Here is a 15,653-nt window from a genome sequence, read left to right on the forward strand (position 1 = left end):
TATCAACTATTGGCATAATGGTAATCCTGACATTAGAAATTCATCATATAATAGAACTTATAACTCTATCCACATCTTCTTCAGCCAAAGCATGGTGCATTGGCAAACAAATTACACTATCTGCTATTTTATGAGCTTCCTTTAAATTATCCGGCCTTGCACTATCCAATCCACGATAAGTAGAAAATTCACTAATCAATGGATAGAAATAACGTCTACCTAATACATTGTTTTCTTTCATCTTATAGTAGAGTTCATCACGCGTCATACAATATTTTTCAGCATCAATAAAGACTGGGAAATAAGAGTAGTTATGACGCACCCCAGGCGTATCTTCCATAAAGGTTATTCCATCTACATAGCGAAGAGCATTCCGATAAATATCAGCTACTTGTTTCCTAGCAGCAATGGCAGCATCCACCTGTTTCAAGTTAAGTAAACCGTAAGCAGAACGTATCTCATCCATCTTACTATTGATACCGGGTGCCACTACCTCTGTTTCTCCTGCAAAACCAAAATTCTTTAAATAATCTATACGCTTTTTAGTCTGTTCATCCTTTACCACCAAAGCACCGCCTTCGATGGTGTTAAAAACTTTAGTAGCATGAAAGCTCAAAGTAGACATATTACCTGCATTCAGAACAGACTCACCATTTATCTCCACACCAAAAGCATGGGCAGCATCATAGATTACCATTAATCCGTATTTGTCTGCTATCTCCTGAATACGTTTCATATCGCAAGGTTTACCGTACACATGAACTGGCATGATAGCAGTAGTCTTGGGAGTGATGGCCGCTTCTATCTTATCAGGATCAATATTGCCTGTCAATGGCTCAACATCTACAAACACAGGCTTGATACCATTCCACCACAGGGAATGTGTGGTAGCAACAAAGCTGTAAGGTGTAGTAATCACCTCGCCAGTTATGCGAAGTGCCTGCAAGGCGGTTATTAAGGGAAGAGTACCGTTTGTAAACAAACTTATGTAAGGTACTTTCAAATACTCACAAAGAGCTTTTTCCAATTCTTGATGATAGTGTCCATTATTGGTTATCCATTTGCGATCCCAAATGTCTTTTAGCAAGTCATTGAAGTCATCTAAATTGGGTAATAACGGAGAAGTCACCGTTATTAATTCTTTCAATTTCATCTTTATATATTTTATACGATTTTCTACTTTCTGCGAAGAATAGAAACCAATTCATTCAATTCTGGAAACCTGAACAGAAAAGAAAGGGTCAAATAATAGATGACACCCACCAATACACCGACAATCAATTGAAGAATGATTCCAGAAATGAGAGATAGTGTAAAATAAACCACTAACCACATAGTGAGGGAGAGTAGTAAAGTAGGCAACAAATCACACATCTGTCGGAAAAAACCCACCTGTATCAATTTTCCCGTATAATGGGTATTAATGACCAAAGCTATTAAAGAGGAGAATATCTGTCCTATGCACATGGCACTCAGTCCTATAGGAATCGTGATACAAAGCACAACCAAAGCTATCATCCTCTTAATGATCTCCAATTTCAAAAACAGGTCAGAGCGTCCTTTTACCTGTAATAGATTCAGGTTAATGGCATGAATGGGATACCACATCATAGCAAAGCAAATAATTTGTAATAGTGTGGCGGCAAACAGCCACTGCTCTTTCAGTAATAATAAAATTAAAGGCTGAGCCACAGCAGACAGTCCTATCAGTAACGGGAATATCAAAAAGGCAGACAATCGGAGGAAACGCCGATAAATCTGTGCCAAATGTCCATTATCGTTCTGTATCTGACAAAGTGTGGGATAGGTAACCCGTTGCATGATGCCCGTCAAGTTCGACGATGGGAAATCTGCAAATTGTTGTGCACGCGTGTAATACCCCAAAGCAGAAGCTGTAAAAAATTTGCCAATCACCAGTTGGTATATGTTCCGATAAATAACATCCAGCAATCCTGAAGCCATCAGTTTGGAACCAAAAGCAAACAGTTCACTAAAAGAGTGCCACGAATACTTCCATTGAGGACGCCAATGCGTAAGCAGCCAAAGTAACAATGTGTTCAGACCCAAGTTTACCAATTGCTGGATAGCAATTGACCAATAACTGAAACCGTAGTAAGCCATACTAATACCCACAATACCTGACACAATAGCAGCTACCAAGCTGGCTTTCGCTTGTGTCTTGAAATCAAGGTTGACCGTAAGCAAAGCACGTTGCACTACCGCCAAAGAATTGAACACCACATTTAGGCAGACAACACGCATCAAGACTGTCAGTTCAGGACTGTCATAAAAATCTGCTATCCACGGAGCAACAGTAAATAGAAGTAGATAAAGTAATACACCCACAGCAATATTAAAATAAAATACAGTGGAGTTATCAACCTCTGTTCGGTTCTGCTTGCGGATCAAAGCCTGTGAGAAACCACTGTCGACCAATGATTGAGCAACAGCAATAAAGACAATCAACATGCCCACCAATCCATAGTCTTTCGGAGTTAATAAACGAGCCATGATAATCATGACTAAAAATAGAACACCTTGAACAGAAAAGCGCTCTATGCTACTCCAAACTATACCTTTAATGAGCTTATGCTTTAAGGATTCAGACATGAGAAGTGTCTATTAAAATTTCTTTCCAAACACAATATTCATGAACGTCATAAACAATATCTTAAAATCAAAAAACCATGAACGACGTTCTAAATAAAACAAATCATACCGTAATCTACGCAACATTTTCTCCATTGTATCCGTATATCCATTATACAAAGTAGCATATGAAGTAACTCCCGGACGGATCTGAAACAAATAACGATAACGAGGATCATGTTCCATAATTTGATCTATATAAAACTTCCGTTCCGGGCGAGGACCGATAAAAGCCATATCACCACGGAAGACATTCCAAAGTTGAGGAAGTTCATCTAAATGGTGTTCACGAAGAAATTTACCGATTTTGGTCAACCGTTCATCTCTACCACCAGCATAAAGTGCCGGACCGTACTTTTCGGCATCCAACCTCATACTGCGGAATTTGTAAATATAGAAGGGACGCCCAAAACGTCCGATACGTTCCTGTTTGAATATGGCAGAACCGCCATCTTCATGCTTCACCGCAAGATAACAAATCAAAAATAAAGGCGAAAAAATAATAAGACCTATAAAAGCCAGTAAACAATCGCCAATGCGTTTTACACTACGTTCAAAATCATTCATTCCATCAGGAATGAAATGATCGTCTTGTTCCATAGATTCCATACGGCATAATTAATTTTATCATTGCAAAACTTCAAAAGGATATTGATTTTCTTCAATATTCTTTAGTTCTTCCATAGTTTCCATTTGTTCGGAAGTCAAAGTTCCCTTATCCCACTGATCAATAATGAAATGAGCATCTTGAAGCAAACTCTCTTCATAAATTTCGCCATAACAGTAAGTCAGCAAACGAACTTTAAGTAAGGAAGCTGGAAGCTGTTCCAAGATATTATAAGCACGATCTAAAACTGACTGCTTTTTTTGTTCTTTATCCCCATAATCGTAGATTGTAGCATTGTAACCCATCAAAAGAGCCAAACACAAATTGGCTTCTTCTTCGATATCGGAACTCTTAGAGGAAAAAAGAGAATTGGATTTAACGAGAACTTCCTTATTCAAACGACAAAAAGTGTCGGAATATATAGGTTCTCCGTCCATGCCAAGATACATCAGCTCATGAGCAGCACGTTGAAGCTCAAGAGCACAAGAAAGTAAAGAATTCATTTGGTATATGATTAAAATATAATTGAGAAAGTGTTACTCTATTATTTTCAAATAGGATTTGGGTACTTTGACACTCGCAACTAAAACGCCTTTGATACGAATAACAACATAGGTTTTATTCGCCTCTGTAGCAATCTCACCTTCAATGCCGCTAAAATCCCCCTTGATGACCTTCACTTTATTCCCTATAGCAAAGGGTTCGCTATCAAAACTAATCCCATCAGGATTCAAGTCCATAACAACCATGAAGTCTTTCATTTGTTTATTAGGAACCACCAACATAGAATGAGTGGAAAGATCCTTCATATAGAATAACTGGACATTATAAACATTGGATATGTCGCAAGCTGCTTGTTTAGTAGCATGAATGAAGATTAAATTCCGAATAACAGGAACCTCACTACGTTTACGGCGATACTTCAACTGTGATATCACAATTCGCGTGGGAAGATAATAATCAATATCCAGATTCTCTTCGGACTTAAGTTTATCTAAGGATTTTCGGATAGCAAACTCTTGCTTGTCACGAGTGCGGGCAGCAAACCAATATTTTTGATTTTCAATCACTTGCAAAAAGAGAATCGAGGATTTTACTATAGTTTCGGATGCGCTTCGCGGTTTGAACGAGACATATTCTCTTTCAAACCGTAGCAAATAGATATTTCGACTTAATGCGTTATAAACGAATATATTAAATTCAAAAAAGCGTCTTTTAATCGTTCGTTTAATGGGCAACATTATCATGCCTTTAAAATGAAGTTTGAAGGTATAAAAATGAGAGGATATTAAATATATATATCATTAGTATTATCGTATTGATTATTAGTAATATAAGTAACAAAATCCGAAATAATAGAAATATTTTTATTAAACATCTTGCACGTTCAAAAAATACCTCTTATCTTTGTGCCCATTAAACGAACGTTTTCTGGACACCCCCTATTTTTCGCTATACCATTCTAATTTACTGCATATTACATCTGTTCGAAAAGTATTTATTTCATTTTATTGTCTCTCCTCTATTCTGCACATCAACAATCCTTTTATCTTTGCGCCCCTATTTACAAATTAACTGTTTTTAATTAAATAATTTTTCAAAATGAGTAATTCAAAAAAAACGCTGCTAAAAGCGAAGAAACAGGGTTAGTAAAACCAAGTGAACAAAACAGACAATCCTCTGAACAAGCGGAAAATAAACCACACAGAGGCCGTCCTAAGGGTAAAAAAGTTAAAGGAATTAACAATAATCAGGAAAGCATGCTGGGAAATCTTTTGGATGAATACATCGAAGGTAATTTCTACGTTGGAAACAATGAAAAGATTCCACCCGAAAAACTCGAATTGGCCCCGCTTATAGAGCGCATAGCGGAAACCAAACTCTTCCTAAATAATGACGGAATCCCTATGTCAAAGAGTACTTTAACCAAAATGGCAGAAAAAATGTGGCAAAAGGATAAAAGAGTACGACACAATGAAAAGCATAAGGAGAAATCACCCTACAGAAAAGACAGAAATTAAAAAGATACTGTCAAAACAGCAAGACCTACCTTTGCCCTCACGTTAACAAGACCAAGTCAGACCTCAATGAGATGCCGCTTCCTCTTATGCGAAGCGACATCTTTTTTTATGCTATGGCATGAGCTCGAAAACGTAACCAACATTATTATTAATTAAATATATCGTAAGATGAAAAGACACGAGTTCAAAAATCCGGTTCCAGTCCGTGAAAGAATGGCAGAAAAATGGAAAAAACGGTTCATGTTCGAAAAGGGGTATTCTGAGGAATGTGCAGAATACATGGCACAAAGATTGATCGACCTCATTGACCACATGCAGTATGGCTATGCCCTTATTGCCTTTCACAAACAAGGCACAATCTTCAAAATGGTGAAAGCAACCCTCATACCCTATGAAAGTTTCTTTCACCGATTCTATGAAATGGAGCGCATAGAAAGTACTGTAGTTTACTGGGATGTAGAGTCACAGGCTTGGAGAAGTTTCCAGTTGGAGAATTTACTAGACTGGAGCCCCGTCTGCTAATCATTAATCACTTATCGTTTAATCACTAAAGAAATGGCAATGAATTGTACAGGGGTACTGTATTTCCCCATAACTATAAGTCTGCTCGAAGGAGTAGCAACAGAATTGATAGAAGCCCGGTTCGGACTGAAAGGTGTAGCGGCATTCATAAAGCTACTCGGAAAAATTTATAAAGAAGAGGGATATTACCTGGTGTGGAACAAAGAGCAATGCATGCTCTTTGCCCACAAATTAGGAAACGAATTATCGGATGAGGAAATGCAGGAAATCGTAGAACTTCTGATAGCGAAAGACATATTTGACCGGAAAATGTATGAGGAACATCAGGTATTGACATCCGTACACATACAGAAAGTATGGCTGGAAGCTACCAAACGCAGAAAACGGGACTTGACTCCCCTCCCTTACTTCCTTATGGAAACCAAAGTTCCTAAAAACGGGAAAGAAGAAAATGAGGTACAGGATGTATTGTTTCCACCCGAAAATGCATGCAATTCCGAACAAAGTAAAGAAAAGCAAAGTAAAGAAAAGCAAAACACTCCCCCTCTAACTCCCCAAGGGGAGGACGGAGGAAAAGGAATGGAGGGTTCTTCTTTCGAAATTCCGGGATATGCCTACAACAAGAAGACACACAATCTGGAAGGTTTGATGTTGGAACTGCAACAACTTCATATCGTAGACCGAAATGAAATCAATGCCATTCTGCGGCTATCCGACTACGGAAGACTGGGAGGATATGTGTTTAAAATAATCAGTAGTACACGGTGGAGCACCGTACTGGCAAAAGGCAAATACGTCATCGCCGCACTAAGAAAAGAGAAAACCGGAAACGGCTGATAATCAAGGCTAATATTAGCATTTGCCAAGGCTACACCCTTTACCTCCTATGGCTACACCCTTTAGGTCAAAGGGCTACACTATACGGGCGAAAGGGTGTAGCCATCCTAAAAACTTAAATAAGCGACATGTTTTGTTGCCGGAACCACAATTCGAAAACAAGATCGGCGAAAGTGAAAGTGTCTCTATTTTTCTCTATATTTACTAACCACAGCCGCTGCGTTTAGTTGAGATTCCCCATCGGCCACCGCACGCAACATGGCAACCTGCGAATGTCCTCCAATAAAAGAAATAGCGGCTGACTCACAAAGGGAGTCAACCGCTACTGAATATTAATATAAAAACGCTTTCTCGATTAGAGAGCACCTACTTCTTTCAATGCAGCGTTAGTTCCGTGAACAGCCTTAGCGCTGGCAGCGAATTTTTCTTTTTCGTTAGCAGTCAGTTCCAGTTCAACGATTTTTTCGATACCATTCTTGCCCAGGATAACGGGAACACCGATACAAAGATCAGATTCGCCATATTCGCCTTCCAGCAATACAGAGCAAGGAATCATCTTCTTCTGGTTGTGAATGATAGACTCAACTACATAAGCTCCTGCCGCACCCGGTGCATACCATGCAGAAGTACCCAGCAACTTAGTCAGAGTAGCACCACCTACCATAGTAGAAGCTACAACTTCGTTCAGTTTTTCTTCGCTCAACAGTGTGCTGACCGGTTGTCCTTTGTATGTAGCCAAACGAGCCAACGGAATCATAGTAGTATCACCATGACCACCGATTACCATGCCTTCCACTTCGTTTGCATTGCAACCCAAAGCTTGAGACAGGAAATATTTAAAACGAGAGCTGTCCAAAGCACCACCCATACCGATAACACGGTTCTTAGGCAACCCCAAAGATTTCAATGCCAGATAAGTCATTGTATCCATCGGATTAGAAATAACTACAAGGATAGCGTTGGGAGAATATTTCAATGCATTTTCAGCAACTGTCTTCACGATACCGGCATTCACACCGATCAACTCTTCACGAGTCATACCCGGCTTACGGGGAATACCTGATGTGATAACAATAACGTCAGAATTTGCAGTCTTCTCATAATCGTTGGTGCAACCTACAATAGTGGTATCAAAACCCAACAATTGAGCTGTCTGCATCATATCCATTGCCTTACCTTCTGAAACGCCTTCTTTAACATCCAGCATTACCACTTCGTCAGCCACTTCATTAAAGGCCAACACATTAGCGCATGTAGCACCTACGTTACCTGCACCTACTACGGTTACTTTTGACATAATCTTCAATTTTTTGTTTATATGTGTAATAAAGTTGCGACAAAAGTACAACGACATTCGTAATTAAGGAAATTTTTCCGTAATAATTTTAGTTAAATGATTATTAAGTTAAGGGTTGGTGATTAGCGATTGACGATTAATGCTTATTTTTGCGGCGGAATAGACCTAACCCTATTTTACACACCTATTATATTAATGAAACAATATGGCAAATAACAAAAATAAGCTGGTGATTATTGCAGGTACTGTATTGGTATTAGCCTTGGTGGGCGTTACTGTATTATTACTCACCGAAAAGCAGACCAACAAAGAACTGGTACAGGAATTTCAACTGGAAAAGGAAGACCTGGAAAACGAATATACACGCTTTGCACAACAGTATGACGAACTGAAATTAACAGTCTCCAACGATTCCCTGTCCGTACTATTAGAACAGGAGCAATTGAAAACCCAACGTCTGTTAGAAGAACTGCGTACCGTAAAAAGCAGTAACGCCGCTGAAATACGCCGTCTGAAGAATGAACTTGCCACCTTGCGTAAAGTTATGATAGGTTATATCAACCAAATAGATTCACTGAATAGGCTTACCGCTCATCAGAAAGAGGTGATCGCACAGGTCACGCAGAAATACAACGATGCTTCCCGCCAAATCAGTAATTTGTCCGAAGAAAAAAAGAACCTGAATAAAAAAGTAACTCTTGCTGCCCAACTGGATGCGACCAACATCAACATTCAAGCCGTGAACAAACGGGATAAAGTAGCCAAGAGAGTAAAAGACGTGGTGAAATTCAAGATAGGATTTACTATCGTCAAAAACATCACAGCTGAAACAGGCGAACGTACCATCTATGTCCGCATCACCAAACCGGATAATGACGTGCTGACTAAAAACCCTTCCAATACATTCCCGTATGAAAACCGCGAGTTGGGGTATTCCATCAAAAAGTACATTGAATACAACGGTGAAGAGCAAAATATAACCGTGTACTGGAACGTAGAAGAGTATCTATATGCAGGTACCTATCGGGTAGATCTTTTCGCAGACGGAACACTTATCGGCTCGCAATCCTTTACATTGGACTAAAAAAGATTAAATTATTTTGAGGTCTCACTGAAAGCCTATACATTTGTATCGTTGTTTATGCAATTATTGTTGCATCACAAAACAACGTTTTAATCACCTTAATAATGTATAGACACGATGAGAAAGTTCTTCTGTTTCATTTGGTTGGTATGTCTGACCTTCTCTGTCGGTGCACAAGAGGTTTTGAGCCTCGATAGTTGCCGTGCATTGGCCATTGCCAATAACAAAGAACTACTGATAAGCCAGGAGAAAATTAACTCTGCACATTATCAGAGAAAAGCGGCGTTTACCAACTACCTACCCGATATTTCCGCCACCGGCGGATATATGCGTACCCAAAAAGAGATTTCAATATTGAGTGATGCCCAAAAAGGTGCATTAGGTTCAATGGGAACTCAGGTAAGCGGTGCTATGCAAAATGGTATACAAGGTATACTGACACAGCACCCTGAGTTGACACAGAATCCGCAATTCATGGCGTTGATCCAGGCGTTAGGAAGTGTGGATGTTGCCTCTCCGCTCAACGGCCTCGGAAATTCCCTCGTCGACGCATTTCGTACAGATACCCGCAACATGTATGCCGGTGCCCTGACGCTGACACAACCTTTATATATGGGCGGCAAAATCCGTGCTTACAACAAAATCACCAAATATGCAGAAGAACTGGCACGCCAGCAACATGACAGTGGTCTGCAAGATGTAATACTTAGTACCGACCAGGCTTACTGGCAGGTAGTATCACTCGCCAGTAAAAAGAAATTAGCCGAAGGTTACCTCAAGTTATTGCAAAAGTTGGAAAGCGATGTGGACAAGATGATCGCCGAAGGTGTTGCCACCAAAGCGGACGGTCTATCTGTAAAGGTAAGAGTGAACGAAGCGGAAATGACACTGACCAAAGTCGAAGATGGCTTGAGCCTGTCCAGAATGTTATTATGCCAGTTATGCGGTTTGGACTTGTCCTCTCCTATCACGCTGAAAGATGAACGGGAAGACGATCTCTCTCCTGATCCTGTAGCAGCAAATGGAATTGATCTGAATACGGTTTATGCTACACGGCCGGAAGTACGCAGTCTGGAACTTGCCACAGAAATCTACAAGCAGAAGGTAAACGTCACTCGCTCCGAATATCTGCCGTCACTGGCTCTGATGGGAAGCTATATGATGACCAACCCCTCCGTTTTCAATGGTTTCGAAAAGAAGTTCAAAGGTATGTGGAATGTAGGCGTGGTATTACAGGTTCCTATCTGGCACTGGGGTGAAGGCATGTACAAGGTGAAGGCAGCCAAAGCGGAAGCCCGTATCGCCCAATACCAATTGGACGATGCTAAAGAAAAGATAGAACTTCAAGTCAACCAGTCCGTCTTCAAGGTTAATGAAGCCGCTAAAAAGCTGATTATGGCAGAAAATAATCTGGAAAAAGCCGATGAAAATCTTCGATATGCCACCCTCGGATTTGAAGAAGGCGTGATAGCTGCCAGCAACGTACTCGAAGCACACACAGCCTGGCTTTCAGCCCAGTCCGAAAAGATAGATGCACAAATTGATGTGAAATTGACCGACATCTATCTGAAGAAGGCATTGGGACAGTTGAACATTGAAAAATAAAAATAGAGAATTGACAGTTCATAAATCATAAATCCGAAATCATAAATCTGAAAATGGATACCAAATCACAAAACAGTAACATGCTATTAGCGTTCTTAACGCTGACAGGCGTCATTGCCATTGTAGCCGTAGTAGGTTTCTTCATGTTGCGCAAAGGACCGGAAATCGTACAGGGTCAGGCAGAGGTCACAGAATACCGGGTATCGAGTAAAGTACCGGGACGTATTCTGGAATTCCGTGTGAAAGAGGGACAAAGCGTGCAGGCCGGAGATACACTCGCCATACTGGAAGCTCCGGATGTGTTAGCAAAACTGGAACAGGCTCGTGCGGCGGAAGCCGCTGCTCAGGCACAGAATGAGAAAGCACTGAAAGGCGCCCGTCACGAACAGGTACAGGCTGCCTTTGAGATGTGGCAAAAAGCTAAAGCAGGACTTGAAATAGCCGAGAAATCTTACAAACGTGTGAAGAATCTTGCTGATCAGGGCGTGATGTCAGCCCAAAAGCTGGATGAGGTGACTGCACAGCGAGACGCTGCCGTCGCAACAGAAAAAGCCGCCAAAGCTCAATACGACATGGCAAAGAACGGTGCAGAACGAGAAGATAAAGCTGCTGCCGCCGCCTTGGTAGACCGCGCCAAAGGAGCTGTTGCAGAAGTTGAATCTTATATCAAAGAAACTTATCTTATAGCCCAGACAGCCGGAGAAGTGTCGGAAATCTTCCCCAAAGTAGGTGAATTGGTAGGAACCGGTGCACCGATCATGAACATAGCCATACTGGATGATATGTGGGTAACATTCAATGTTCGGGAAGATTTGCTGCAAGGTCTGACAATGGGAACTGAATTCGAAGCTTTCGTTCCGGCATTGGACAAAAATATCCGCTTGAAAGTGAACTACATGAAGGATCTTGGCACTTATGCAGCCTGGAAGGCTACGAAAACAACCGGGCAATTTGATCTGAAGACTTTTGAGGTAAAAGCTTTGCCACAGGAGAAAGTGGAAGGCTTGCGTCCCGGAATGTCGGTGATACTGAAGAAGTGATTAACGGTTAGTGATTAGTGATAAGTAAAGGAATGGCACGAGATAAGAAATATATAGCTTTGTGGAACGTCATGAAACGGGAAGGCCGACGGCTCGTTTCCCGTCCGCTGTACCTGTTCTGCATGGTGATAGCGCCGTTGTTCTGCTACGTCTTCTTCACGACACTGATGGATTCGGGTTTACCGGTCAATATGCCTGTAGGGGTGGTGGATCAGGATATGACATCCACTTCGCGCCAATTGATGCGAAACCTGGATGCATTTGAGCAGACCGCCATCGTAGCCCATTATCCTACTATCAACGAAGCACGTGCCGCCATGCAGAAAGGAGAAATCTACGGATTCTACTACATTCCGAAAGGTACCACCGCCAAGGCGCAATCTCAACGACAGCCTACCGTATCATTCTATACCAACAATACGCTGCTTATCGCCGGTTCTCTGCTCTACAAAGATATGAAGATGATGAGCGAGTTGGCATCGGGAGCTGCCGCACGCACCAGTTTGTATGCTAAAGGTGCTACGGAAGACCAGGCTATGGCATTCCTGCAACCCATCGTCATCGATACACATCCGCTGAACAATCCGTGGCTGAATTACTCCGTATACTTATGTAATACATTTGCACCGGGTGTATTGATGCTGCTTATATTCATGATAACGGTTTACTCCATCGGCGTGGAAATAAAAGACCGTACCGCACGCGAATGGCTGCGCATGGGAAATAATTCCATCTACATCTCCCTTGCCGGAAAGCTGTTGCCGCATACGGCTATTTTCTTCCTGATGGGAATATTATATAATGTATATTTATATGGCTTCCTGCACTTCCCCTGCAACAGTGGCATCATGCCGATGCTTCTTGCCACTCTCTGCCTTGTATTGGCTTCGCAAGGGATGGGTGTACTGATGATAGGTACATTGCCTACCCTGCGTCTGGGACTGAGTTTTGCATCCTTATGGGGAGTGCTTTCATTCTCTATGTGCGGACTATCATTCCCAGCTATGGCAATGCATCCGGTGCTGCAAGGATTAGCCAATCTGTTCCCGCTGCGTCACTATTTCCTGATCTATGTAGATCAGGCCCTGAACGGTTATCCGATGATTTATTCATGGATAAACTATGTGGCGTTACTTATTTTTATGATGCTTCCTTTCTTTGTCGTACACCGGCTCAAAGAAGCGTTGATTTATTATAAATACGTGCCCTAATGAAACATCTGACGTTCAAACAGAAAGTAGTACAAGGTATCCACGACCTATTCTATATCTGGATACGGGAATTCCGCACAACCTTTCGCGATCAGGGTGTGCTCATCTTCTTTGTGCTTGTCCCGTTGGTGTATCCACTGATTTATGCTTTCATTTATACCAATGAAACCATACGGGAAGTACCTGCTGTGGTAGTGGATAACTCACGCAGTTCGCTAAGCCGCGAATACCTGCGCAAAGTTGACTCCAGTCCAGAAGTGAAGATTGTATCTTATTGCGCCGACATGGAAGAAGCCAAACTGATGCTGAAAGATCGTCTGGCTTATGGCATCATCTATATACCTGCTGAATTCAGTGAAGATATTGCACGGGGAAAGCAAACACAGGTCAGTCTGTATTGCGATATGAGCGGATTGCTTTATTACAAATCTCTGCTGAACACCAATACCAGCGTGTCACTGGACATGAATGCAGATATCAAAATGCAACGTGCCGGCAATACCACCAACCGCCAGGATGAGATTACCGCCTATCCGATAAAATATGAAGATGTTACCTTATTCAACCCCGCAAACGGTTTTGCGGCTTTCCTGATACCTGCGGTATTGATACTGATTATTCAGCAAACCTTGCTGCTGGGTATCGGACTTTCTGCCGGAACAGCCCGCGAACAGAATCGTTTCAAAGATTTGGTTCCTATCAACCGCCACTACAACGGCACATTACGTATCGTACTGGGTAAAGGTTTAAGTTACTTCATGGTGTATGCACTTGTATCCGTATATGTGCTCTGTGTAGTGCCACGTCTGTTCAGTCTCATCCAGATAGCTCAACCGGGTGTACTGACCCTCTTTATGTTGCCTTATCTGGCAGCATGTATTTTCTTCGCCATGACAGCTTCTATTGCCATACGCAATCGTGAAACCTGCATGTTAATATTTGTCTTCACATCCGTACCTTTATTGTTCCTTTCAGGTGTTTCCTGGCCGGGAGCCGCCATGCCGGATTTCTGGAGATACTTCTCTTATATCTTCCCGTCCACTTTCGGCATCAATGGCTACGTACGCATTAATAGCATGGGAGCTACACTCAACGAAGTAGCCTTTGAATACCGCGCGTTATGGATACAGGCAGGCATCTACTTCCTGACTACTTGCTGGGTATATCGTTGGCAGATTATCCAAAGCAGGAAGCATGTGATTGAGAAATATAAAGAGTACAAGAATAAATAATAATTTCAGGAGATTATTATCCATTCTGCAGGACATCTTCTTTCTCCGGAGCAGTAGGCTCCGGCCTCCTTTCAGGGGCAAACGGGTCGAAATAATAAATATTTTTGGCATCCAACCAATGCAGGAAAAAGGGCAAGCGCCGCATAAAACGACTATAATCCTTACGCACAGCAGGCGTCCAAGCAGCTTCAGCAGCAGCTACAAGACGCGGGAAGACCATAAAATCCAATCGTTTGACATCAGCGACACGTTCTGTCCAAAGTGAATACTGCATACCCATAATCTGGCTTTCGTACCCCTTAAACAGATGTTCTATCGAGCGAGGGAATGAGAAGACATCCTCTATCGGATTATATCCATCCCAGTAACGCCCAACATTGTGTGTGGAATACTGCACAAAGTCGCCATACATCGGACGACGTGGAGTCATAATAACACGATATCCACTTTCGAGAGCTTTCAATAACTGATACCTACGATCATGACGCCACCACATCACTACTGCTTTATCCGGCGATACACCGGCATCCACAATTTCATCCCAACCGACCATTGTTTTACCTTTGGCAGCAATAATATCTGCCACACGGCGCACAAAATATTGCTCCAATCCGGTTTCGTTCATTAATTGTTTATCTTTGATGAACTGCTGTATCTGTGGATCTGTAAACCATTCCTGATTACCGAAATGTACTTCATCACCTCCAACATGAATATAAGGAGAAGGAAACAGAGTGATCAGTTCATCCAGCACATCACTTATGAAACGGAAAGTTTCTTCTTTGCAAGGGTGAAAAGTAAAATCTTTCCATCGTCCTTCACCCCCACCAGACAATTCCGGATAGGCACGACAAGCTGCAGTGGCATGTCCGGGCATATCGAATTCCGGCACAATCATTATGTGTCGTGCAGCCGCATAGGCAACAATATCTTTAATATCCTCCTGCGTATAAAAAGCAGCAGGTGCCGACGGATCATGATAATTCCCTTTGGATCCAACCTTTGTCAACAAAGGATATTTCTTTATTTCAATACGCCATCCCGGTTCATCCGTCAGATGCCAATGAAAAACATTCAGGCGAAGAGAAGCCATTATATCAAGTAACTGCTTGACTTTCTCCTTACCAAAGAAATGACGGCTCTCGTCGAGCATAAAACCCCGCCACGAATAACGGGGAGCATCATTGATTACACAAGCGCTCGTAGTGCCTTTCCCGGAACGCAAGAGTTGCTTCAAGGTTTCTTCTCCCCGAAATACTCCGGTTACAGTAGCTGATTGAATAAAAACAGAATCGGGAGTTATCTCCAAACAATAAGCCTCACCAGCCCCCGTAGTACAATCCGGTGTAATACGCTGTACTACTCGTGACGGAAGCACATTATTTGTCTCAAGTGCCTTATTTTCGGCAATAGACAGTACGAACTCTCCTTTTGCCGGGCGATATTGTGCCGGTTCAGGAATCACATTTTGTGCAGAAATAAAGACTGGCAGAAAAAGACTCGCTGCCAATAGGCTAATTTTAGTTGTCATCATTGATATATCTTAAA

The 15,653-nt window shown here is 41.9% G+C and carries 15 protein-coding genes; 8 read left to right on the forward strand and 7 right to left on the reverse strand.

Features of this window, described 5'->3' with window-relative positions; all coding sequences use genetic code 11:
• Nucleotides 1-43: 43 nt before the first annotated feature.
• The 5 genes from BN161_RS19295 to BN161_RS19315 are packed head-to-tail and all read right to left on the reverse strand — an operon-like array spanning nt 44 to nt 4,326.
• Nucleotides 44-1,153, reverse strand: a complete 1,110-nt coding sequence (locus BN161_RS19295) for a DegT/DnrJ/EryC1/StrS family aminotransferase (RefSeq protein WP_044269451.1) — start codon at nt 1,151-1,153, stop codon at nt 44-46.
• Nucleotides 1,154-1,176: 23 nt separating this feature from the next.
• Nucleotides 1,177-2,610, reverse strand: a complete 1,434-nt coding sequence (locus BN161_RS19300; protein ID WP_044269453.1) for a lipopolysaccharide biosynthesis protein — start codon at nt 2,608-2,610, stop codon at nt 1,177-1,179.
• A 12-nt stretch (nt 2,611-2,622) separates the two neighbouring features.
• Entirely contained in the window at nt 2,623-3,258 is a 636-nt protein-coding gene (locus BN161_RS19305) for a sugar transferase (RefSeq protein WP_044269455.1), read from the reverse strand.
• An 18-nt stretch (nt 3,259-3,276) separates the two neighbouring features.
• Nucleotides 3,277-3,759 carry a UpxZ family transcription anti-terminator antagonist gene (locus BN161_RS19310; protein ID WP_044269458.1) on the reverse strand — a complete coding sequence of 161 codons (483 nt, stop codon included), beginning with the start codon at nt 3,757-3,759 and terminating at the stop codon, nt 3,277-3,279.
• Between the two features lie 33 nt (nt 3,760-3,792).
• On the reverse strand, nt 3,793-4,326 hold the full coding sequence (locus BN161_RS19315) for a UpxY family transcription antiterminator (protein WP_044269511.1): 534 nt from the start codon (nt 4,324-4,326) through the stop codon (nt 3,793-3,795).
• Nucleotides 4,327-5,016: 690 nt separating this feature from the next.
• On the opposite strand from BN161_RS19315, the gene BN161_RS19320 reads away from it, so the two are divergent.
• The 3 genes from BN161_RS19320 to BN161_RS19330 all read left to right on the forward strand — a co-directional run bounded on the left by BN161_RS19320 (nt 5,017) and on the right by BN161_RS19330 (nt 6,636).
• Nucleotides 5,017-5,277 carry a hypothetical protein gene (locus tag BN161_RS19320; protein WP_007210529.1) on the forward strand — a complete coding sequence of 87 codons (261 nt, stop codon included), beginning with the start codon at nt 5,017-5,019 and terminating at the stop codon, nt 5,275-5,277.
• Nucleotides 5,278-5,445: 168 nt separating this feature from the next.
• Nucleotides 5,446-5,799, forward strand: coding sequence for an SH3 beta-barrel fold-containing protein (locus BN161_RS19325; protein WP_007218771.1), 354 nt, complete (start codon nt 5,446-5,448; stop codon nt 5,797-5,799).
• A gap of 33 nt (nt 5,800-5,832) precedes the next feature.
• Entirely contained in the window at nt 5,833-6,636 is an 804-nt protein-coding gene (locus tag BN161_RS19330; RefSeq protein ID WP_044269460.1) for a DUF4373 domain-containing protein, read from the forward strand.
• Between the two features lie 355 nt (nt 6,637-6,991).
• On the opposite strand, the gene mdh is transcribed toward BN161_RS19330, so the two are convergent.
• Nucleotides 6,992-7,933, reverse strand: coding sequence for a malate dehydrogenase (mdh, locus tag BN161_RS19335; protein WP_044269512.1), 942 nt, complete (start codon nt 7,931-7,933; stop codon nt 6,992-6,994).
• A gap of 205 nt (nt 7,934-8,138) precedes the next feature.
• On the opposite strand from mdh, the gene BN161_RS19340 reads away from it, so the two are divergent.
• The 5 genes from BN161_RS19340 (at nt 8,139) to BN161_RS19360 (ending at nt 14,105) form a co-directional block, all read left to right on the forward strand.
• A complete protein-coding gene (locus BN161_RS19340; protein WP_044269461.1) occupies nt 8,139-9,017 on the forward strand; it encodes a coiled-coil domain-containing protein in 879 nt (292 codons plus the stop codon).
• Nucleotides 9,018-9,134: 117 nt separating this feature from the next.
• Complete coding sequence (locus BN161_RS19345; RefSeq protein WP_044269463.1) at nt 9,135-10,622, forward strand: TolC family protein; 1,488 nt, start codon at nt 9,135-9,137, stop codon at nt 10,620-10,622.
• A 53-nt stretch (nt 10,623-10,675) separates the two neighbouring features.
• Nucleotides 10,676-11,662 (forward strand): HlyD family secretion protein, encoded by a 987-nt coding sequence (locus BN161_RS19350; RefSeq protein ID WP_007659678.1) that lies wholly within the window; start codon nt 10,676-10,678, stop codon nt 11,660-11,662.
• A 32-nt stretch (nt 11,663-11,694) separates the two neighbouring features.
• Nucleotides 11,695-12,873: an ABC transporter permease gene (locus BN161_RS19355; protein ID WP_007210521.1), complete on the forward strand. Its 1,179-nt coding sequence runs from the start codon at nt 11,695-11,697 to the stop codon at nt 12,871-12,873.
• Complete coding sequence (locus BN161_RS19360) at nt 12,873-14,105, forward strand: ABC transporter permease (protein WP_044269465.1); 1,233 nt, start codon at nt 12,873-12,875, stop codon at nt 14,103-14,105. The genes BN161_RS19355 and BN161_RS19360 overlap by 1 nt, the downstream gene beginning before the upstream one ends.
• Before the next feature lie 16 nt (nt 14,106-14,121).
• Here the strand turns inward: BN161_RS19360 and BN161_RS19365 are convergent, their stop codons facing one another.
• Nucleotides 14,122-15,636, reverse strand: a complete 1,515-nt coding sequence (locus BN161_RS19365) for a beta-N-acetylhexosaminidase (RefSeq protein WP_044269513.1) — start codon at nt 15,634-15,636, stop codon at nt 14,122-14,124.
• Nucleotides 15,637-15,653 lie beyond the last annotated feature (17 nt).

The organism is Bacteroides timonensis, from assembly GCF_000513195.1.
In the GTDB taxonomy this organism is placed as follows: Bacteria; Bacteroidota; Bacteroidia; order Bacteroidales; family Bacteroidaceae; genus Bacteroides; species Bacteroides timonensis.